At 60.0% G+C, this 20,760-nt stretch carries 19 protein-coding genes, 1 other RNA gene and 1 pseudogene; 11 read left to right on the top strand and 10 right to left on the bottom strand.

Features of this window, described 5'->3' with window-relative positions; all coding sequences use genetic code 11:
* Positions 1–109: 109 nt before the first annotated feature.
* Complete coding sequence (locus BLW70_RS03930) at positions 110–778, top strand: gamma-glutamylcyclotransferase (protein WP_074871845.1); 669 nt, start codon at positions 110–112, stop codon at positions 776–778.
* Here the strand turns inward: BLW70_RS03930 and glpT are convergent.
* Both glpT and BLW70_RS03920 read right to left on the bottom strand, forming a co-directional pair.
* Positions 754–2,103, bottom strand: a complete 1,350-nt coding sequence (glpT, locus tag BLW70_RS03925) for a glycerol-3-phosphate transporter (RefSeq protein ID WP_074871843.1) — start codon at positions 2,101–2,103, stop codon at positions 754–756. The two genes, BLW70_RS03930 and glpT, sit on opposite strands and share 25 nt — an antisense overlap.
* Positions 2,104–2,422: 319 nt before the next feature.
* Positions 2,423–3,400 (bottom strand): NADPH:quinone oxidoreductase family protein, encoded by a 978-nt coding sequence (locus BLW70_RS03920; protein ID WP_074871841.1) that lies wholly within the window; start codon positions 3,398–3,400, stop codon positions 2,423–2,425.
* Positions 3,401–3,550: 150 nt separating this feature from the next.
* On the opposite strand from BLW70_RS03920, the gene BLW70_RS03915 reads away from it, so the two are divergent.
* A complete protein-coding gene (locus BLW70_RS03915) occupies positions 3,551–3,958 on the top strand; it encodes a flagellar basal body-associated protein FliL (RefSeq protein WP_074871839.1) in 408 nt (135 codons plus the stop codon).
* A 78-nt stretch (positions 3,959–4,036) separates the two neighbouring features.
* Here the strand turns inward: BLW70_RS03915 and BLW70_RS03910 are convergent, their stop codons facing one another.
* The 4 genes from BLW70_RS03910 to BLW70_RS03895 all read right to left on the bottom strand — a co-directional run bounded on the left by BLW70_RS03910 (position 4,037) and on the right by BLW70_RS03895 (position 9,422).
* The gene (locus tag BLW70_RS03910) at positions 4,037–5,155 is read right to left on the bottom strand and encodes an ABC transporter permease (protein WP_074871837.1); all 1,119 of its coding nucleotides are present in this window, start codon (positions 5,153–5,155) and stop codon (positions 4,037–4,039) included.
* On the bottom strand, positions 5,155–7,878 hold the full coding sequence (rbbA, locus tag BLW70_RS03905; RefSeq protein ID WP_074871835.1) for a ribosome-associated ATPase/putative transporter RbbA: 2,724 nt from the start codon (positions 7,876–7,878) through the stop codon (positions 5,155–5,157). Before rbbA ends, BLW70_RS03910 begins: the two co-directional genes overlap by 1 nt.
* Positions 7,875–8,840, bottom strand: coding sequence for an HlyD family secretion protein (locus BLW70_RS03900; protein WP_074871834.1), 966 nt, complete (start codon positions 8,838–8,840; stop codon positions 7,875–7,877). Before BLW70_RS03900 ends, rbbA begins: the two co-directional genes overlap by 4 nt.
* A gap of 132 nt (positions 8,841–8,972) precedes the next feature.
* A complete protein-coding gene (locus BLW70_RS03895; RefSeq protein WP_074871832.1) occupies positions 8,973–9,422 on the bottom strand; it encodes an EVE domain-containing protein in 450 nt (149 codons plus the stop codon).
* 200 nt (positions 9,423–9,622) lie between these two features.
* Between BLW70_RS03895 and BLW70_RS30770 the strand changes: the two genes are divergently transcribed.
* The gene (locus BLW70_RS30770) at positions 9,623–9,775 is read left to right on the top strand and encodes a hypothetical protein (protein ID WP_008024268.1); all 153 of its coding nucleotides are present in this window, start codon (positions 9,623–9,625) and stop codon (positions 9,773–9,775) included.
* A gap of 34 nt (positions 9,776–9,809) precedes the next feature.
* On the opposite strand, the gene BLW70_RS03890 is transcribed toward BLW70_RS30770, so the two are convergent.
* The 4 genes from BLW70_RS03890 to BLW70_RS03875 all read right to left on the bottom strand — a co-directional run bounded on the left by BLW70_RS03890 (position 9,810) and on the right by BLW70_RS03875 (position 11,233).
* Positions 9,810–10,415 carry a 5-formyltetrahydrofolate cyclo-ligase gene (locus BLW70_RS03890; protein ID WP_074871830.1) on the bottom strand — a complete coding sequence of 202 codons (606 nt, stop codon included), beginning with the start codon at positions 10,413–10,415 and terminating at the stop codon, positions 9,810–9,812.
* An 85-nt stretch (positions 10,416–10,500) separates the two neighbouring features.
* Positions 10,501–10,679, bottom strand: a non-coding RNA gene (ssrS, locus tag BLW70_RS03885) — 6S RNA.
* A gap of 30 nt (positions 10,680–10,709) precedes the next feature.
* The gene (locus BLW70_RS03880) at positions 10,710–11,027 is read right to left on the bottom strand and encodes a cell division protein ZapA (protein WP_007942435.1); all 318 of its coding nucleotides are present in this window, start codon (positions 11,025–11,027) and stop codon (positions 10,710–10,712) included.
* On the bottom strand, positions 11,024–11,233 hold the full coding sequence (locus BLW70_RS03875; protein WP_007942437.1) for a TIGR02449 family protein: 210 nt from the start codon (positions 11,231–11,233) through the stop codon (positions 11,024–11,026). The genes BLW70_RS03880 and BLW70_RS03875 overlap by 4 nt, the downstream gene beginning before the upstream one ends.
* Positions 11,234–11,361: 128 nt before the next feature.
* Between BLW70_RS03875 and BLW70_RS03870 the strand changes: the two genes are divergently transcribed.
* From BLW70_RS03870 to gcvH, 8 genes and pseudogenes are all read left to right on the top strand, one after another.
* The gene (locus tag BLW70_RS03870; protein ID WP_074871828.1) at positions 11,362–11,922 is read left to right on the top strand and encodes a YecA/YgfB family protein; all 561 of its coding nucleotides are present in this window, start codon (positions 11,362–11,364) and stop codon (positions 11,920–11,922) included.
* A 27-nt stretch (positions 11,923–11,949) separates the two neighbouring features.
* Entirely contained in the window at positions 11,950–13,284 is a 1,335-nt protein-coding gene (gene pepP / locus BLW70_RS03865; protein ID WP_074871826.1) for a Xaa-Pro aminopeptidase, read from the top strand.
* A complete protein-coding gene (gene ubiH / locus BLW70_RS03860) occupies positions 13,281–14,468 on the top strand; it encodes a 2-octaprenyl-6-methoxyphenyl hydroxylase (RefSeq protein WP_074871825.1) in 1,188 nt (395 codons plus the stop codon). Before pepP ends, ubiH begins: the two co-directional genes overlap by 4 nt.
* A gap of 97 nt (positions 14,469–14,565) precedes the next feature.
* Positions 14,566–15,783: a 2-octaprenyl-3-methyl-6-methoxy-1,4-benzoquinol hydroxylase gene (locus tag BLW70_RS03855; protein ID WP_162842867.1), complete on the top strand. Its 1,218-nt coding sequence runs from the start codon at positions 14,566–14,568 to the stop codon at positions 15,781–15,783.
* A 234-nt stretch (positions 15,784–16,017) separates the two neighbouring features.
* The gene (locus BLW70_RS03850; protein WP_074871821.1) at positions 16,018–17,022 is read left to right on the top strand and encodes an extracellular solute-binding protein; all 1,005 of its coding nucleotides are present in this window, start codon (positions 16,018–16,020) and stop codon (positions 17,020–17,022) included.
* A 213-nt stretch (positions 17,023–17,235) separates the two neighbouring features.
* Positions 17,236–18,851 (top strand): annotated as a pseudogene (locus tag BLW70_RS03845) (ABC transporter permease).
* Positions 18,852–19,007: 156 nt separating this feature from the next.
* Entirely contained in the window at positions 19,008–20,090 is a 1,083-nt protein-coding gene (gene gcvT / locus BLW70_RS03840) for a glycine cleavage system aminomethyltransferase GcvT (RefSeq protein ID WP_074871819.1), read from the top strand.
* A gap of 50 nt (positions 20,091–20,140) precedes the next feature.
* Positions 20,141–20,524, top strand: a complete 384-nt coding sequence (gcvH, locus tag BLW70_RS03835; protein ID WP_074871817.1) for a glycine cleavage system protein GcvH — start codon at positions 20,141–20,143, stop codon at positions 20,522–20,524.
* Positions 20,525–20,760 lie beyond the last annotated feature (236 nt).

Genomic DNA, 20,760 nt, shown 5'->3' with positions numbered 1-20,760 from the left:
GAACTGTGCCGTGGCACTTAAATTGCCTTAAAACTTATGTGCCTTATTGTTACAGCGGTGCGTTCTATTAAGTAATTCTTCACCCGCGGGGAGCTGAACGCTAATCGCCATGAGCGCCATTGAATCTGCTTTTTTGAATCTGGCTTACCCTCCGCAGCTCGATCTGGGGCCGCAGCTCACGCACGAACAATTAGTCAGCTCAATGCAGTCGACCATGGCGCGCCACAAGGGCGGGCCGGTGTGGCTGTTCGCTTACGGTTCGCTGATCTGGCGTCCTGAATGTGCAGCGGTGGAGCGAGTGCGGGGTCGTGTGCATGGCTACCATCGCGGTTTGTATTTGTGGTCCCACGAACATCGCGGCACACCCGAAGTGCCTGGGCTGGTATTCGGCCTGGATCGCGGTGGTTCTTGCAGCGGCTTCGCCTATCGCTTGCCGGAAGAACAACTTGAAGCCTCTCTTTACGCACTTTGGCAGCGCGAAATGCCATTCCCGTCCTATCGCCCACACTGGCTCAACTGCCGTCTTGAAGACGGAAGTCAGGTTCAGGCGTTGGGGTTCGTGTTGGAGCGGCATCTGCCCAGCTATGCGGGCAACTTGCCGGATCACGTGCTGAGTCATGTGTTCGAAAACGCTTGCGGGCGTTACGGCACGACTCGCGATTATGTCGAGCAGACCGCCCACGCCCTGCGTAGCCACGCCATGCCAGACCGGAATCTGGAGGCGCGGCTCAAGCGCTGCAAATCAAAGACCGATCAGGCGATTGCTTCGCGGCTCTGACTGGCGACTTGTTTGTGCCACAGCGTCGGCGCCAGGAACGCCATCGCCAGCAGGCACGCGCCGATCAGTAAGACGAAACCGCCATCCCAACCGAAGTGGTCCACGGTGTAGCCCATCGCTGCACTGGCCGCGACCGAACCCCCCAGATAACCGAACAGACCCGTGAAGCCCGCTGCCGTACCGGCGGCTTTCTTCGGCGCCAATTCCAGCGCTTGCAGGCCGATCAGCATCACCGGGCCGTAAATCAGGAAGCCGATCGAGACGAGCGCGATCATGTCGACTGTCGGGTTGCCGGCCGGGTTCAGCCAGTACACAAGGGTCGCCACGGTCACCAACGCCATGAACACCATGCCGGTCAGGCCACGGTTGCCACGGAAGATCTTGTCCGACATCCAGCCACAGAGCAGCGTGCCCGGAATACCTGCCCATTCGTAGAAGAAGTAGGCCCACGAGGTTTTATCCACGGTGAAACCCTTGGCTTCCTTGAGGTAGGTCGGTGCCCAGTCCAGCACGCCGTAGCGCAACAGGTAGACGAAGACGTTGGCCAGGGCGATGTACCAGAGCATTTTGTTGCGCAGCACGTACTTGACGAAGATTTCCTTGGCGCTGAATTCTTCTTCGTGGCTGGCGTCGTAGCCTTCCGGATAGTCGTTCTTGTACTTCTCGATCGGCGGCAGGCCCACCGATTGCGGGGTGTCGCGCATGGTGACGAAGGCAAACACCGCCACCGCCATGGCGACCGCCGCTGGCACGTAAAACGCTGCATGCCAGTCATTGAACAGGCCCATGCCGAGCAGGAACAGCGGGCCGATCAGGCCGCCACCGACGTTATGCGCCACGTTCCACAAGGACACTACGCCACCGCGTTCCTTCTGCGACCACCAGTGCACCATCGTCCGCCCACTCGGCGGCCAACCCATGCCCTGGGCCCAGCCATTGATAAAGAGCAGGATGAACATGATGGTCACGCTGGACGTCGCCCAGGGCGCGAAGCCGAAAATGAACATCACACCGGCCGATACCAGCAGGCCGAAGGGCAGGAAGAAGCGCGGATTGGAACGGTCGGACACAATGCCCATCAGGAACTTGGACAGGCCATAGGCAATGGCAATGGCCGACAGCGCCAGGCCCAACTCGCCGCGTGTATAGCCCTCTTCGATCAGATAGGGCATGGCCAGGGAGAAGTTTTTGCGCAGCAGGTAATAGCCGGCGTAGCCGATAAAAATACCGGCGAAGATCTGCCAGCGAAGGCGTCGGTAGGTGTTGTCTATTTTTTCTTCAGGCAATGGAGCCTGATGTGCGGCAGGACGAAAGAAAGCAAACATTCAAGAGCTCCAGATTTCTTGTTTTGACTGCGGATGCGAATGTTACAGTTTCGTTACCGAAAATAGCACCGGTTCGCATCGGCCAAATAGCGGAAATGCTGGAGATTGCATGTTCTTTTATGAACATGTCGCTCAGGTATAAATGTAGGGCGTTGTGGGAAAGGTTACTTGCAGATCTACGTGCAGCATTTCGGTCCAGGGTAGGACGAGGCTTTGGGAAATGTCCTTCGTGTGTATGGGAAGTCGTGGCGTTTTGTTCCCAGGACAATAAAAAGCGGTCTGAACAACTTCATTTGAAGTCCAGACCGCTGCATTGGGCTCAGCGAACCTGAACCACCACTTTCCCGACCGCTTTGCGCTGGCCAAGATCATTGATCGCCTGCCCCGCATTGCTCAGTGGATACACTTGCGACACCAACGGCTTCAACTTGCCCTCGGCGAACCAGCCAAACAATTGCTGGAAGTTCGCCGCGTTGTCTTGAGGCTGGCGCTGGGCGAATGAGCCCCAGAACACGCCGATCACCGCTGCGCCTTTGAGCAGCGCGAGGTTCACGGGGAGTTCGGGGATGCGTCCGCTGGCGAAGCCGACAACCAGCAGGCGGCCATTCCACGCGATGGCGCGGATGGCCTGGTCGAACAGATCGCCGCCGACCGGGTCGTAGATCACGTCGGCGCCTTGGCCATCGGTCAGGCGCTTGATTTCGTCCTTGAGACTGGTTTCGCTGTAGTTGATCAACTCATCGGCACCGGCGGCCTTGGCTACTGCGAGTTTTTCGGCGCTGCTGGCGGCGGCGATCACGCGGGCGCCCATGGCTTTGCCGATTTCCACGGCGGCCAGGCCGACACCCCCGGACGCGCCGAGTACCAGCAAGGTTTCACCCGGTTGCAGGTTTCCCCGTTGCTTGAGCGCGTGCATCGAAGTGCCATAAGTCATGCTGAACGCGGCGGCGGTGTTGAAATCCATCGATGGCGGAATGGGCAGCACGTTGTAGCCCGGCACCGCGACCTGTTCGGCGAAACTGCCCCAACCGGTCAGCGCCATGACCCGGTCGCCGACCTTGAGGTGACTGACCTTTTCGCCTACTTGGCTGACTACGCCAGCGGCTTCGCCACCCGGGGAAAACGGGAAGGGCGGTTTGAACTGGTATTTGCCCTCGATGATCAGCGTGTCCGGGAAATTCACCCCGGCGGCGTGCACGTCCAGCAGGATTTCATTCTTCTTCGCGACAGGACTGGCGACGTCTTCCAGCACCAGCGATTCGGCAGGGCCGAAGGCTTTGCACAGCACGGCTTTCATCAGGGCTATTCCTTTGGGAGTGATGGCCGATAAGTGTAGGTGTGTGAGTCGATGGGTCAACGAGCATGCCCGGCCCTGATAGTCAGCCATAAGCTTGTGCTTGAGCGGCGGGTCGTTATGCTAGGCCGCAAACCGGATAAGGAGCGAATTGTGAAAGCGTGGATCATGTTGTTGCTGGCCCTGTCTCTGCCTGTGGCAGCGATGGCCGAAGAAGCCAAAGAAGGTGCAGCGCCGAAGGTCAATTACATCACCCTGAGCCCGCCGTTCGTGGGCAACTACGGGCTGGACGGGACGCCGAAACTCAAGGTCTACAAGGCCGATGTGGCGTTGCGAGTGACCGGTGATGAGGCGACCAAACTGGTGAAAGCCAACGAACCGTTGATTCGTAATCAACTGGTGGCGTTGTTTGCCCAGCAGACCACTGAAGCGATGAACAACGTCGAGGCCAAGGAAAAGCTGCGTCAGGAAGCCCTCAAGCAGACCCAGCAAATCATGAGCGACGAAACCGGCAACCCGGTGGTTGAGGATCTGTTGTTCAACAACCTGATCATCCAGTAATGCTGGATCCGTAGGAGCAAAGCTTGCTCGCGATAGCGCCCACCTGACCGCCATCGCCGGCAAGCCGTGTTCCTGCATTCAGGACGCCAGACTCTTGCGAAACCGCATCAGCGCAATTGCAAAGAACAGCAGCCCAATGACCGTGAGTGCCAGCAAGTCCGGCCAGACCACGCTCAGCCCGGCGTCGCGAAACAGTATCGCGGCACTGAGGCTGACGAAGTGCGTCGATGGCGAACCCTGCATCACCCATTGCAGCCATTGCGGCATGCTGTCGAGTGGCGTACTGCCACCAGATAGCAGCAACATCGGGATAATTACCGGAATCGCCAACAAGCCGAACTGCGGTGTCGAGCGGGCGAGGGTCGCGAGGAATATCCCCAGGGCTGTGCTGGCGAACAGATAAACGGCAGTCACCAGTAAAAATAAGGTTATCGAGCCGGCCAGCGGCACGCCGAGCGCACCTTTGACGATCACTTCCAGCGACAGCCAGGTGCACAGCACCACCACCAGCATGTTGCTCCAGATTTTCGCCAGCATGATTTCCAGCGCTGTCAGCGGCAGCACCAGCAAATGGTCGAGGGTGCCGTGTTCGCGCTCACGCAGCAGCGCCGTGCCGGTCAGGATGATGGCGAGGATGGTGATGTTATTGACGATCTGAATCACCGCCAGGAACCAGCCTCCCTCCAGATTCGTATTGAACAGCGAGCGAGTGGTCAGCAGGACTGGCGCTTTACTCGCCACATCGCTCTGGCCGCTGTAATTCAACAATTCGCGCTGGAAAATCCGCCCTATGTAACCCGCCCCCATGAACGCCTGGCTCATGGCCGTGGCGTCGACATTCACTTGCACGGCAGGCTGGCGACCGGCCAACAAATCCGTCTGAAAGTTCGCCGGCACATTGATCACAAACGTGTACTGGCCGCTGTCCATGACCTGATCGAGTTGCCCATAGGGCAGCAAGACCGGGCGTTGAAACTCCGGCGGTTGCAGCGCCTGCGCCAGTTGTCGCGACACTAGGCTGTGATCTTCGTCCACGATAGCCACGCTGGCGTTATGCACGCCGATCACCGAGCCGGCAGCCGGCATATAGATCGCCACCGTGAAGGCGTAGAAGAGGAACAGCAGCAGGACGCTGTCATGCCGCAGGCTGGTGAGTTCCTTGAGACCCAGGCGCAGGATGTGCGCGAGCTTGTGCATCAAACCTCCTGCTTTTTCAGCATGGCCAGGCTGAGCCCGGTGAACCCGAGAAAGAACCCGAACAGTGCCAGGCATTGTGGCCAAAGCTGTCGTATATCCAGGGCCTTGGTGAAAGTGCCGACCGCGATATCGAGAAAGTGACCTGCGGGGAACAGCATGCCCATCACGGATGCCGCACCCTCCAGGGACGAGCGCGGCACGATCAGCCCGGAGAACTGGATGGTCGGCAAGCTGGTGATGATCATGGTGCCGAGGACGGCCGCGATCTGGGTTCGGGTGAACGCCGAGATCAACAGGCCCATGCTGGTAGTTGCCAGCACATAAAGCAGTCCACCAAAGGTCAGGGTCAGGAAGCTGCCCTTGAACGGTACACCGAACAACCACCGGTTCATCGCGGCTAGCACCGCGAGGTTGATCAGACTGATTGCCAGATACGGTGCCTGTTTGCCCAGCAGGAATTCGAGTCGGGTCAGCGGCGTGGCGTAGAAGTTGGTGATCGAACCCAGTTCTTTCTCCCGTACGATGCCCAGCGCTGTCAGCATGGCCGGAATGAACGCCAGGATCAGCGCCATGACGCCGGGGCCGATGGCGTTGACGCTGACCACGTCCTGGTTGTAGCGGAAGCGGGTTTCCAGTCGGGCGGCTGCTTGGCGGTTCAGCGCGGGGCTGCTCTGTTCGGCCAGCTGTTCAATATTGGCCAGGTGCACGGCCTCGACGTAGTTGCGGCTGGTCTCGGCGCGAAACGGCATGCCACCATCGAGCCAGGCAGCCACGACCGGTTGACGCCCGGCGTACAAGTCCCGGCCAAAACCCGGCGCAATCTCAAGTGCCAGTTTGATTTCAGAACGCTGAAGGCGGCGATGCAGCTCTTTGGCATCGCGGATAGAGGGTTGTTCGTCGAAATACCGAGAGCCGCGAAAGGCTTCCAGATACGCGCGGCTCTGCGGCGTCTGATCCTGATCGTAGACGGCGAAGGCGAGTTTCTCTACGTCCAGGGAAATGCCGTAGCCGAAGATCACCATCATGAAAATTGCCCCGAGCAGGGCAAAGGCCATCCGCACTTTGTCGCGCAGCAGTTCCTTACCCTCACGACTTGCTACCGCCATCAGGCGCCCGAGACTGAAGCCGCGATCTTTCTTGGGCATGGCCGGCATGACGGGCGCATTCGCAGGCTCTGGAGGTTTCGCTGGTTCAGGCGTGTTTTGGGCCTGCTCCAGGCATGTGACAAATGCAGCTTCCAGTGTTTCGCCTTTGAACTGTTGTTGCAGTGCTGGCGGCGTATCGCAAGCCAGCACCTTACCGGCATGCATCAACGAGATGCGATCGCAACGTTGGGCTTCGTTCATGAAATGGGTGGAGAGGAAGATGGTCACACCTTGTTCACGGGACAACTCGATCAGCAGTCGCCAAAAGTCGTCCCGCGCCGCCGGGTCGACGCCGGAAGTCGGTTCGTCGAGGATCAATACTTCCGGGCGATGCAACACCGCCACCGCCAGGGACAGGCGTTGGCGCAAGCCCAAAGGCAGCGCCCCGGACTGCTGATCGCAAACGCTGCCCAGGTTGAAGCGCTGGATCAGCTCATCGATGCGTTGTGTGCTTTGGGTTGTGGGCAAGTCGAACAGGCGTGCGTGCAAATCCAGGTTCTGCCGCACGCTGAGTTCGCCATACAGCGAAAAGCTCTGGGACATGAACCCGACCCGTTTGCGGGTGGCCAGGTCCTTGGCATTCACCGGATTGCCCAGCAGCGTGGCACTGCCTTCACTGGCGGGTATCAGCCCGGTGAGGACTTTCATTGTGGTGGTTTTGCCACAGCCGTTGGAACCGAGAAAGCCAAAGATTTCGCCACGACCGATGGCAAAACTGACCTTGTCTACAGCAGTGAAGTCGCCGAAGCGCAGGGTCAGAGCGTGGGCTTCGATAGCGATATCGGTGGTGGTGCCGGTTCGAGGCGGGATCACCAGAGGCTGATGGTCGTGGCTGCTGTCGCCCTGATAGTGGGTGAAGGCTTCGTCGAGTTTGCCGCTGGTTGTGACTGCCCGTAATTCCTTGCTTAACCCGGTGGCAATCAGCTTGCCGCCATCGAGCATCAGGCAATGCTCGAACTGCTCGGCCTCCTCCATATACGCGGTGGCAACCAGCAGTGTCAGTTGTGGACGCTGGCGCCGCACATCGTCAATCAGTTCCCAGAAGTGCCGACGGGACAGGGGATCGACGCCGGTTGTCGGTTCATCAAGGATCAGCAGATCCGGCTCGTGGATCAACGCACAGCACAGGCCCAGCTTCTGTTTCATGCCGCCGGACAGTTTGCCGGCCGGGCGCTCGGCAAAGCGCAACAGGTCGGTGGCCAATAACAGATTGTGCATGCGCTGATCGCATTCAGCTTTTGACAGGCCGAACAGGGTGGCGAAAAAGTGGATGTTCTCGCTGATCGACAACTCGGGGTAAAGGTTGCCCCCCAGGCCTTGGGGCATGAAGGCGATGCGCGCATAGAGGGTATTGCGATGGCGGCGATCCTGGATTGAGCCGCCGAGCACTTCCAAATGGCCCTGCTGCAGCGTTTTCACCCCGGCGATCAGCCCCAGCAGACTCGATTTTCCAGCGCCATCGGGGCCGATCAACCCGCAACGGGTTCCGGCGGGCAGGCTGAACGTGATGTCACTGAGCGCCTGTTGTTTGCCGTAGCGATGATTGATGCCGGTCGCTTGAACCGCCTGGCCGGTCATTGCAGATTGGCCGGCCAGGCAACGGAGGTGGTGCGCACATAGCCAGCACCGGGCATGCCGGGTTTGGCTTGCGGCATTGCCTTGGGATCCGTCAGGTGTAACTTGACGCGGAACACCAGTTTTTGCCGCTCATCGCGGGTCTCGACCTCTTTGGGGGTGAATTGCGACTTGGCAGCCACAAAGCTGATTTTTGCCGGCAGGGGACGGTCGGGCAGGGCATCGAGCAAAATCCGCGCTTCATCGCCCACCGCCAGGCGTCCAGTCACGGAGGCCGGGAGGTAGAGGTTCATGTATTGATCGTTGGGGTCGATCAGCAGTAATACGCGTCCCCCAGCCCCCAGCACCTCACCGGCTTCGGCCATGCGCAGCTGGATCACTCCGTCGATAGGGGCTCGCAAACTGCTGTCATCGATTTCGCTGGTCAACATCGCGACTTGGGCTTGTGCCGCACCAATCGCTGCGCCAACGGCTGACACCTGGGCTCTAGACGAGGCGACCGAAGCGATGCTGGTGTCGAGACGTGCCTGCTGTTGATCGATAATCTGGCCGCTGACGAAACCGTGTTTGAACAGTTCCTGAGAGCGCTTGAGTTCCTGCCGGGCCAGCAGTTGCTCGCTCTGACGCAATTGCACGTTGGCTTGTGCGGCGTTGAGGTTTTCCCGGGCGCGCAACACTTCAGCTTCGGCCTGGTGGCGTTGGGCTTCAAGGGTGCGGGTGTCCATGCGGGCCAGCAGTTGGCCCTTGGTGACCTTGTCGCCTTCATCGACAAGCACCTCTGCCAGTCGGCCCGATGTCTTGCTGGCGATCTGCACTTCGGTGGCTTCGAGACGGCCGTTGCCGACATACAAACCTTCGGGCAACCGGTCATGCATCGACTTCCAGTAGCCAAAACCACCGGCGGCCAGCAGCAGTACCATTAAAGCGCTGGTGAAAAAAATTGAAGAGCGGCTGTGCGTAGACATGCGGGCATCCTGCGGCTGTTGCGTCCTAGTCTGGTTGATCGAACGCCGAGGCGCGTTGATACCAGTCAACTGGGGGCCAAGCCTAACCCTGTTCGGTGCTGAAAAGAGGGTGACCGGGTGGTTCTGCTGTATTTAACGTAAATCGAGCACCGCAGCCCATTGCGCGTTTGTCACCGGCATCACCGACAGGCGCGAACCTTTCTGCACCAGCGGCATCTCGGCCAGCGCCGCCTGCTGTTTCAGGTAATCCAGCTTAAGCACCTTGGGAAACGTCTCGACATGCACGACATCGATCGCGCTCCAGGCGTTTTTCTCTGCCGTGGCTTTCGGATCGTAGTAAGGGCTTTCCGGCTCCAGCGCCGTCGGGTCCGGATATGCGGCTTCGACGATCTTTCCGATCCCGGCGATCCCCGGTTCGGGGCAGCTTGAGTGATAGAAGAAAAACTCGTCGCCTACGGCCATGGCCCGCAGAAAATTACGCGCCTGGTAGTTGCGAACCCCGTCCCAGCGCGCCTTGCCGAGCGTCTCCAGGTTCTTGATCGAGAGTTCGTCGGGCTCGGATTTCATCAGCCAATAAGCCATGGTTTTTGCTCCTTGCGAAGTGGTGGGCAAGTTGTCCGGGGATTTTATGACAAACCGACGGTCGGTTGACGCCAGTGTTTGCGTGTCGGTTCACGTTGTCGCAAAATGCCGGCCTTCTAAGCTTGACGCTGCTGCACGGCCTACACCTGAAACGGAAACCGCTGCTGTCATCGTGTTGATGTGCCTTTGGGGGGCAATCGATGAAACGCAAACCGGATTTACTATGGATTTTGGTTATTTTGTTCGGCCTCGGCGTCGTGACTACCGGCTATGCCCAAAGCCTGTGGAGCAACAAGACCGACGCACCGATCGAAATCGCGCAGCAACAACAGCCGTCGGCCTTCAAGCGCTGAACCTGTCTTCGGGCGCCGCTGATTCCAGTGGCGTCTAGCCGGCGAAATACCGCGCCTTGTCTGTCACCGTTCCCTGTAACGGCACATCCCAGCTCGCTTGAGCCAATCGTTCGACCTTCTGACATTCATGGGCCAGCCCCAATAGCGTCGGCTTGCGCCAGTTTTTACGTCGTGCCAGGTACGCCAGGCTTCGATCATAAAAACCACCGCCCATGCCCAGGCGTCCGCCGACATCGTCAAACCCCACCAATGGCAACAGCACCAGATCGAGCGCCCAGACTTTGCGTTGCCGGGCGAGGTTGTGCCGGGGTTCGAGAATACGGAAGCGGTTGGGTTTGAGTTTTTCGCCGGGGCGAATTCGCTGGAACACCATTTTGGTTCTTGGCCAGGCGCTGAGTACCGGCAGATACGTCGCCTTGCCCCGACGTTGAGCGGCACGCAGCAAAATGCGCGGGTCGATTTCACCGTCGGTGGGCAAATACAGGGAGATATGTTTAGCGCGGCGAAACAACGGCTGCTGGGCCAGTTGCTTGTACAGCCCGCGAGCGGCCTGGCGTTGCTGACTGGGTGTCAGTGCGCGGCGGGCCTTGCGCAGCATGCGTCGAAGTTGCGGGCGGGGCAGCAGCGCAGGTTCGGTCATGAATTCGGCTTCAGAAGGGCAAGTACGTAAAGCGTACCCGTAAAAAAGCCGATGCCGGTATTTAAACCGGCATCGGACTGGAATCAGGCTCCCCGGATGAACCGCTGCTGACTTAGCCCTTGAACCCGAAAGTTCAAGGTGGAAGATGCAGTAGGCTTTAAGGCTTTCCGTCTAGCGGACATGCACACCAGCCCAACGTGCAACTTCCAGGGTAGTGCGAATCGGCTCAGGGACGTGGTCAACTGGCAAGCACCCCAGGGAGTGATGCGAGTATACCCCAAGCGGTTTCGCGTTTCAGCCCTTGGTGACGTCCGGATCGGTTGCGAGCACCAGATCGACGCGATCCAGCAGGTCGCGAACCTGCTCGCGGGTCGAGCCGCTGGCCTGTACATCCGGGCGTTCTTCCTTGTGCAGAAGATCGTGGGTGATGTTCAGGGCGGCCATCACGGCGATGCGATCGGCGCCGATGACTTTGCCGCTGCTGCGGATTTCGCGCATCTTGCCGTCCAGGTAACGGGCGGCGCTCACCAGGTTGCTGCGCTCTTCCTGGGGGCAGATGATCGAATATTCTTTATCGAGGATCTGCACGGTAACGCTATTGCTTGAACTCATGAGTCTTGCTCCAGGGCCTTGAGGCGCGAAATCATTGATTCGACCTTACGCCGGGCGATTTCGTTCTTTTCAATGAGGTGAGCGCGTTCCTCGCGCCAGGTCTTTTCCTGAGCTAATAGGAGTCCGTTTTGACTCTTTAGTTGCTCGACGCGGCTAATTAGCAGTTCGAGTCTGGCCATCAGCGCTTGCAGGTCGGTGTCTTCCATTGTGTCCACTGAATTTGAGTCTGATGAGTGGTAGCTGGCGGACAGCCTTTAATAGTCTTGGCGAGTCTGTCGATGTAGGATACAAGGCCTTCATTCTAGACATAGCGCCGTCTGGCGCCTAGCTGCCCATGCCCATTCAGAATTCCCCGTACCAAGCCTTCGCCAAACTGCTGACTTCCAGCGGTCATAACGTCTCGCCTGCCGAATTGCATGGCCTGTTGCTCGGCCGCAGTTGCGCCGGTGCCGGTTTCGATGCCGAAGGCTGGCTGGTCGATGCCGCCGAACTGCTCGAGAGCGAGCCGCAGGATAACGTCCGCAACGCCTTGATCGGCTTGCAGGAGATGGTCAAGGGCGAGCTCACCGGCGACGACGTGACCGTCGTTCTGTTGCTGCCGACCGATGACGAGCCACTGGCCGACCGTGCCGCCGCACTGGGCCAATGGTGCCAGGGTTTCCTCAGCGGTTTTGGCCTGAACTGCCGTGACAGCAGCATGCTGAGCACCGAGGCCACCGAAGTGCTTCAGGACCTGGCGGCTATTTCACAGGTGCAAGACGCCCTGGAAGAGTCCGACGACGGCGAAAGCGATTACATGGAAGTGATGGAGTACCTGCGCGTCGCGCCGCTGCTGCTGTTCACCGAAAGCAAAAAGCCGGACGCGCCGGCTGCCGCCAAGCCGTCGTTGCATTAATCGCGTGCCAGGGAAAGCCATCTGCCCATGATTCATATCCCGAAATCGGAATACAGCCGTCGCCGCAAGGCCCTGATGGCGCAGATGGAACCCAACAGCATCGCCATCCTGCCCGCCGCCGCCGTTGCGATCCGCAACCGCGACGTCGAGCACGTTTACCGTCAGGACAGCGACTTCCAGTACCTCAGCGGTTTTCCCGAGCCTCAGGCGGTCATCGTTTTGATGCCTGGGCGTCTGCACGGCGAATACATTCTGTTCTGCCGTGAACGCAATGCCGAACGGGAGTTGTGGGACGGCCTGCGCGCCGGGCAGGAAGGCGCGATTCGCGACTTTGGCGCCGACGACGCCTTCCCCATCACCGACATCGACGACATCTTGCCGGGCCTGATCGAAGGTCGCGACCGGGTGTATTCGGCCATGGGCAGCAATCCGGAATTCGACCGGCACCTGATGGACTGGATCAACGTGATCCGCTCTAAAGCGCACCTCGGCGCCCAGCCGCCGAACGAATTCGTTGCCCTGGATCACCTGCTTCACGACATGCGCCTGTATAAATCGGCGGCAGAAGTGAAGGTGATGCGCGAAGCCGCACGGATTTCCGCCCAGGCGCACATCCGTGCGATGCAGGCCAGTCGTGTGGGGCTGCATGAGTTCAGCCTCGAAGCCGAACTCGACTACGAATTCCGCAAGGGCGGGGCGAAAATGCCGGCCTACGGCTCGATCGTCGCCGCTGGGCGCAACAGCTGCATCCTGCATTACCAGCAGAATGACGCGGTGCTCAAGGACGGCGATCTGGTATTGATCGACGCCGGTTGTGAGATCGACTGCTACGCCAGCGACATCACCCGCACCTGGCCGGTCAACGGCAAGTATTCAGCGGAACAGAAGGCAATCTACGAGTTGGTGCTGGCGTCGCAAGAAGCCGCGTTTGCGGAAATTGCCCCAGACAAACACTGGAATCAGGCCCACGAAGCTACAGTCCGGGTGATTACTGCCGGGTTAGTGAAGTTGGGCCTGTTGCAGGGCGAGGTCGATGAGTTGATCGCCAGCGAAGCCTATAAAGCGTTCTACATGCACCGCGCCGGCCACTGGCTGGGCATGGATGTGCATGATGTCGGCGAATACAAGGTCGGCGGGGAATGGCGTGTATTGGAAGTCGGCATGGCGCTGACCGTAGAGCCGGGCATCTACATTGCCCCGGGCAACCAGAACGTAGCGAAAAAATGGCGCGGCATTGGCGTGCGCATCGAGGACGACGTAGTGGTCACCAAAACCGGCTGTGAAATCCTGACCAAAGGCGTACCGAAAACGGTCGCCGAGATCGAGGCCTTGATGGCCGCCGCGCGGACACAAGCGGCATGAGTCGAGTCAATCTGGCAATCATCGGTGGTGGCCTGGTCGGCGCCAGTCTGGCGTTGGCGTTGCAGGCGGGGGCCAAGGCTCGTGGCTGGAAGATCGTGCTGATCGAACCGTTCGCCCCCGGCGATACTTATCAACCGAGCTACGACGCCCGTTCCTCGGCGTTGTCCTACGGTGCCAAGCAGATTTATCAACGGTTGGGCGTGTGGCAGGAAATCTCCCGCCGCGCCGAGCCGATCAAACAGATTCATGTCTCCGACCGTGGACGCTTTTCCACCGCGCGATTGTCAGCGATGGAAGAGGGCGTTCCGGCGCTGGGTTATGTGGTGGAAAACGCCTGGCTCGGCCAATGCCTCTGGCAGGGGCTGGACAAGGACGTGATCAGCTGGCGTTGCCCGGCGGAAGTCACGCGTATGGAGCCGCTGATCGATGGCTATCGCCTGACCCTCAACGACGAAACCACTCTGGAATGCGATCTTGCGGTGCTGGCTGATGGCGGTCGTTCCGGCCTGCGCGAGCAACTGGGGATCGGCATCAAAAAGCGCCCGTATAACCAGAGCGCGTTGATTGCCAACATCACGCCGAGTGAAGCGCACAACGGCATGGCCTTCGAGCGTTTCACCGATGACGGGCCGATGGCCTTGTTGCCTTTGCCGGAAAACCGCTGCGCACTGGTCTGGACCCGATTGGGGATGGACGCGCAACGGCTGGCGGCCCTCGATGAAAAGAGTTTCCTCAGCGAGCTGCAAGGCGTGTTCGGTTATCGCCTCGGCACGTTGAAACAGGTTGGCGCGCGGCATTTGTACCCGCTGACATTGATCGAGGCCGAAGAGCAGGTGCGTCCGCACCTGGCAATTCTCGGCAATGCTGCCCACAGTCTGCACCCGATAGCCGGGCAAGGTTTCAACCTGTCGTTGCGTGATGCTCAAGCGCTGGCCGATGCGTTGCTAAGCAGCGAAACATCTCCCGGCGACTTTGCGACCTTGCAGGTCTACCGCGAGCGTCAGCGTCTGGACCAGAACCTGACCGTGGGTTTCTCCGATCAGGTCACCCGTTTGTTCGGCAGCACTCAACCCTTGGTTTCCCTGGGCCGCAATATCGGCCTGCTCGGGCTGGACCTGTTGCCGCCGGCCAAACGCTGGTTCGCGCGTCAGGCCATGGGGCTGGGTACGCGTCCCGATGCTTGAGTGGTTCGGCAGCCCGCCGTACCTCGGCGCGGGCACTTTGGTTAAATCCCTTTTTAGGCGGCTCAAGCCGCAAGCGAGACAGGCTTAAAGCATGGAAATGCGCGCAGATCTGCTGATTGTCGGGGCCGGAATGGTCGGCAGCGCCCTGGCGCTGGCGTTGCAGGACAGCGGGCTGGAAGTCCTGCTGCTGGACGGCAGCCCCCTGAGCGTCAAACCCTTCGATGCTCAGGCTTCGTTCGAGCCGCGAGTCAGCGCCTTATCGATTGCCAGCCAGCGGATTCTTGATCGTCTGGGCGTCTGGGACGGCATCGCCAAACGGCGCAGCAGCCCCTACACCGACATGCAGGTTTGGGACGGCAGCGGCACCGGGCAAATCCATTTCTCGGCGGCCAGTGTGCATGCCGACGTGCTGGGGCATATCGTCGAGAACCGCGTGGTTCAGGACGCCTTGCTCGACCGCCTGCACGACTGCGATCTCGGCATGTTGGCCAATGCGCGCCTGGAGCAAATGCGTCGTTCCGGCGATGACTGGTTGCTGACCCTGGCCGATGGCCGCACCTTGCGCGCACCTTTGGTGATCGCAGCGGATGGCGCCAATTCCGCCGTTCGGCGTCTGACCGGCATGGCGACGCGCGAGTGGGACTACCTGCACCATGCGATTGTCACCAGCGTGCGCAGTGCCAAACCTCATCAACTGACCGCGTGGCAGCGCTTCACCGACAACGGTCCGCTGGCGTTCTTGCCGCTGGAGCGTGATGGTCAGCAGGATTGGTGTTCGATCGTCTGGTCGACCACCCCGAGCGAAGCCGAACGCCTGATGGCGCTGGATGACGACGGTTTCTGCAAAGAGCTGGAGCGGGCCTTCGAAGGCCGACTGGGCGAGGTGGTCAGCGCCGACCCGCGCCTGTGCGTACCGCTACGCCAGCGTCATGCCAAGCGTTATGTGGCTGAAGGTCTGGCGTTGATCGGGGATGCGGCGCACACCATTCACCCATTGGCCGGGCAGGGCGTGAACCTGGGTTTTCTCGATGCCGCCGTGCTGGCCGAAGTGCTGTTGCAAGCGGCCACGCGTGGCGAACGTCTGGCGGATGTGAAAGTGCTCAGCCGTTACGAACGTCGGCGCATGCCCCACAACCTGGCGTTGATGGCGGCGATGGAAGGCTTCGAGCGTCTCTTCCAGGCCGATCCGTTGCCGATTCGCTGGTTGCGCAATGCCGGGTTGAAGATGGTCGATCAGATGCCCGAAGCCAAGGCGCTGTTCGTGCGTGAGGCGCTGGGGTTGACCGGTGATTTGCCCGCGTTGGCCAAAGCCTGACCTGTGGCGAGGGGGCTTGCCCCCGTTGGGTTGCGAAGCAGCCCCGGCATATCTTCAGACAAACCTTGCATTTCGATTTGCGACCGCTTCGCGCTCGAACGGGGGCAAGCCCCCTCGCCACATTGTCCATGGTTCCGTGCAACATCTGGTAACGTCTCCACCAACTGTTCGATTGAGAAGGTAAATGTGAGTCCATATCATTTGGCTTCATTTTTTCAATCGAGGATCGCTCCCATGTTGGTACCGAAGCGTCTATTGACCGCGCTCGCCCTGACCCTGATTGGTAGCACTGCGGCCCAGGCCGCTGACGAGGTGGTGGTTTATTCCTCGCGTATCGACGAGCTGATCAAGCCGGTCTTCGATGCCTACACCGCAAAAACCGGTGTGCAGGTGAAGTTCATCACCGACAAGGAAGCGCCGCTGATGCAGCGGATCAAGGCCGAGGGCGAGAACGCTACCGCGGATCTGCTGCTGACCGTCGATGCCGGCAACCTCTGGCAGGCCGAGCAAATGGGCATCCTGCAACCGTTCACCTCCAAGGTGATCGACGCCAACATCCCGCTGCAATACCGCTCATCCGCCCATGCCTGGACTGGCCTGAGCCTGCGGGCGCGGACCATTGCTTACTCCACCGATCGGGTGAAACCCGGTGAGTTGACCACCTACGAGGCGCTGGCAGACAAGCAGTGGGAAGGCCGCCTGTGCCTGCGCACGTCGAAGAAGGTCTACAACCAGTCCCTGACCGCCACCATGATCGAAGTCCATGGCGCCGACAAAACCGAGAAAATTCTCAAGGGCTGGGTGAATAACCTGTCCACCGATGTGTTCTCCGATGACGTCGCGGTGCTGGAAGCCATCAACGCGGGTCAATGCGACGTCGGTATCGTCAATACCTATTACTACGGTCGTCTGCACAAGCAGAAGCCAGACCTGCCGGTGAAGCTGTTCTGGCCAAACCAGGGTGACCGTGGCGTGCACGTCAACCTGTCGGGCATCGGCCTGACCAAACACGCCCCGCATCCGGAAGCCGCCAAGGCGCTGGTAGAGTGGATGACCACGCCTGAAGCGCAGAAGATTTTCGCTGACGTGAACCAGGAATTCCCGGCCAACCCTGCGGTTCAACCTTCTGCAGAAGTGGCGGGCTGGGGCAAGTTTGTGGCTGATACGTTGCCTGTGGAAATTGCCGGCAAGCGTCAGGCTGAAGCGATTCGCATGATGGATCGGGCTGGCTGGAACTGACCCCCACCGTTATTGTGGCGAGCGGCTACCTGTGGCGAGGGAGCTTGCTCCCGCTGGGCTGCGAAGCGGCCCCGTTGGCATCGACAGGTCAGGATCGAGATGATCTGATAACCTCCTGCGGCTGCTTCGCACCCGAGCGGGAGCAAGCTCCCTCGCCACAAAATGGAGCCGACTTCAGGTTAGAGTTGGCCCAATATTTTCTAGAGAATCTCCTTGGCCCACCCCGCCCAACGCCGCTGGTACCCCTGGTCTTCGCCATCGCTGCGCTGGTCCTGTTGCCCCTCAGCGTTTTGCTGTTGTCATGGCAAACCGTCGATCTTCAAATCTGGTCCCACCTCTGGGATACCCAAATGCCGCGCTTGCTGGGCAATACCCTGACCCTGGTGCTCGGCGTTGGTATCGGTGTGACGCTCTTGGGTGTAAGCCTGGCCTGGCTCACCAGCCTCTGCGAATTCCCCGGTCGACGTTGGCTGGACTGGGCGCTGATGCTGCCATTCGCGATTCCCGCCTATGTGCTGGCGTTCGTCTTCGTCGGCCTGTTGGATTTCGCCGGGCCCGTGCAAACCCTGTTGCGCGAATGGTTCGGCACGGGGTTGAGGTTGCCGCGCGTGCGCTCCACCGGCGGAGTGATTCTGGTCCTGGTGCTGGTCTTTTATCCCTACGTTTACCTGTTGGCGCGAACCGCATTCCTGGCTCAGGGCAAAGGCTTGATGGAAGCGGCGCGAGTCCTGGGGCAATCCCCGTGGCAAGCGTTCTGGCGAGTCGCGTTGCCCATGGCGCGCCCGGCCATCGGCGCTGGCGTGGCGCTGGCGTTGATGGAAACCCTGGCGGATTTCGGCGCGGTGTCGGTGTTCAACTTCGACACGTTCACCACCGCCATTTACAAGACCTGGTACGGATTCTTCAGCCTCTCCACCGCTGCGCAACTGGCCAGCCTGTTGCTGCTGGTGGTGATGGTCGTGCTGTACGGCGAGCGCCGTGCACGCGGGGCCAACCGGGCGAGCAACGAACGACCGCGGGTCAAGGCGTTGTATCACCTGCGCGGTTTCAAGGCGCTGGCGGCCATGAGTTGGTGCGGCCTGGTGTTCGCCTGCGCTTTCGTCATTCCCGTGCTTCAACTGGTGGTGTGGTTCTGGCAGCGCGGGCGTTTCGACCTCGATGAGCGTTACGCGGGACTGATCGTCCATACCCTGTACCTGGGCGGCATGGCGGCGCTGATCACCGTCAGTGTGGCTTTAGTGCTGGCGTTTGCCCGGCGTCTGGCACCGACCCGAGCGATCCGCTCCGGCATCAGCCTGGCCAACCTCGGTTACGCCTTGCCGGGTTCGGTGCTGGCGGTGTCGATCATGTTGGCGTTCAGTTACCTGGACCGCGAACTGGTGATCCCGTTGTCGGGTTGGCTGGGCGGCGCCGGCAAGCCATTGCTGCTGGGCAGCCTGTCGGCGTTGTTGCTGGCCTACCTGGTGCGTTTCATCGCGGTGGCTTATGGGCCGCTGGAAAGCAGTCTGGCGCGAATACGGCCATCTTTGCCTGAAGCGGCACGTAGCCTTGGCGTCAGTGGGCCACGACTGTTTTTCAAAGTGTATCTGCCGTTATTGCTGCCTGGAACGTTGAGCGCCGCGTTGCTGGTGTTCGTCGATGTGCTCAAGGAAATGCCCGCGACCCTTCTGATGCGCCCGTTTGGCTGGGACACGCTGGCGGTACGCATCTTCGAAATGACCAGCGAAGGCGAGTGGGCGAGAGCCTCGTTGCCTGCCCTGACCCTGGTTTTGGTCGGGCTGTTACCGGTCATCGGATTGATTCGACGTTCAGCGCATCGAAACGCCTAGGTGCCAGTCCTACACCTTGAGGCTACAATGCGCGGCATTCGGTGCGGTCCGTCCTACGGACCAGGTAGCTGAAATCGGCTGAAAGCCTTCTGTTTCAAGGCTTTCACCCCGTGCAGTACCGGCCCGCACCTTCGCCACGCCCGGAAGGAGAAACCCATGGGACAGCGCACGCCTCTGTATGACCTTCATCTCGCCCTCGGCGCGAAGATGGTCGATTTTGGCGGTTGGGATATGCCTTTGCATTACGGCTCGCAGGTCGAGGAACACCATCAGGTGCGCCGCGATTGTGGGGTTTTCGATGTATCCCACATGACCGTGATCGATGTCAGCGGCCCTCAGGCCAAGGTTTGGCTCCAGCATTTGTTGGCCAATGATGTCGAACGTCTGCACAGCCCTGGCCGTGCCTTGTACAGCACCATGCTCAACGAGCGCGGCGGCATCGTCGACGACATGATCGTCTACCGTCTCGACGACGGGTATCGGCTGGTGGTCAACGCCTCCACCCGTAATCAGGACCTCGCCTGGATGCAGGCTCACCTCGAAGGTTTCAAGGTGCAGCTCAACGAGCGCTCCGAGTTGGCGATGCTGGCCATTCAGGGGCCCCACGCCCGGCACAAAATCTCGGAACTGGTGACCCAGTCCCGGGGCAACCTGATTCAGATGCTCAAGCCCTTCGAAGGCCAGGCCGATGGTGACTGGTTCATCGCACGCACGGGCTACACCGGCGAAGATGGCCTGGAAATCGTGCTGCCGGCCAATCAAGCGCCAGGATTTTTCAACGATCTGGTGGGCGCGGGCATTTCGCCGATCGGCCTCGGGGCACGCGATACGCTGCGGGTCGAAGCCGGTATGAACCTCTACGGTCAGGACATTCATCAAGACGTTTCACCACTGGCCTCCAACATGGCCTGGAGCATTGCGTGGGAACCGGCCACTCGCCAGTTCATCGGCCGCAGCGCTCTTGAAGCCGAACGGGCGGGTGGTGTGCAGCACAAACTGGTCGGTCTGGTCCTTGAGGAGCGTGGGGTTTTGCGCGCTCATCAAGTGGTCCGCATCGCCAATGTTGGCGAAGGGGAGATCACCAGTGGTAGTTTCTCTCCTACGCTTAGCAAGTCGATTGCCCTGGCGCGCGTGCCGATGGCGACAGCCGACCGCGCAGAAGTGGAAATCCGTGGCAAGTGGTACCCGGTCCGAGTGGTCAAACCGACCTTCGTACGCCATGGCAAAACCTTGATCTAACCTTTTCTGGCGGGCAACGACCGCTGACAATTCTCTTGAGGACACAGAACATGAGCGATATTCCTGCCGACCTGCGTTTTGCCGAAAGTCACGAGTGGGCCCGTCTCGAAGCCGATGGCAGCGTCACCGTGGGCATCAGCGATCACGCTCAGGAAGCCTTGGGCGACGTGGTGTTCGTTGAGCTGACCGAAGTCGGGACAGTCTTCGCTGCCGGTGATCAATCCGGTGTGGTGGAGTCGGTTAAAGCCGCTTCGGACATCTACTCCCCGGTTGCCGGTGAAGTGATTGCCATCAACGAAGAACTGAGCGCTAACCCTGAGTTGCTCAACTCCGACCCGTACGGTGCCTGGATCTTCAAGCTCAAGCCAAGCAACGCTGGCGATCTGGACAAGCTGCTCGATGCAGCAGGCTACAAGGCCGCCATCGGCGAGTAAGCCTTAAGCGTCACCCCCCAAAGCCCCGACTTGTCGGGGCTTTTTTATTCTCAAAATCAAAAGATCGCAGCCTCGTTTCACTCGACAGCTCCTACATTGGAATGCGATCCCTGTAGGAGCTGTCGAGTGAAACGAGGCTGCGATCTTTTGATCTTCAGGGACACAGGGACATCGACTGCTATGCTGGTTTGACCGTGTTGCATCGACGTTGAGCGCCAGTCAAGAGAGAGCCCGTC

This window comes from Pseudomonas frederiksbergensis (assembly GCF_900105495.1).
GTDB classification, from domain to species: Bacteria; Pseudomonadota; Gammaproteobacteria; order Pseudomonadales; family Pseudomonadaceae; genus Aquipseudomonas; species Aquipseudomonas frederiksbergensis.
The sequence above is the reverse complement of the archived record's forward strand: the minus strand, read 5'-3'. Positions and strand labels throughout refer to the sequence as shown.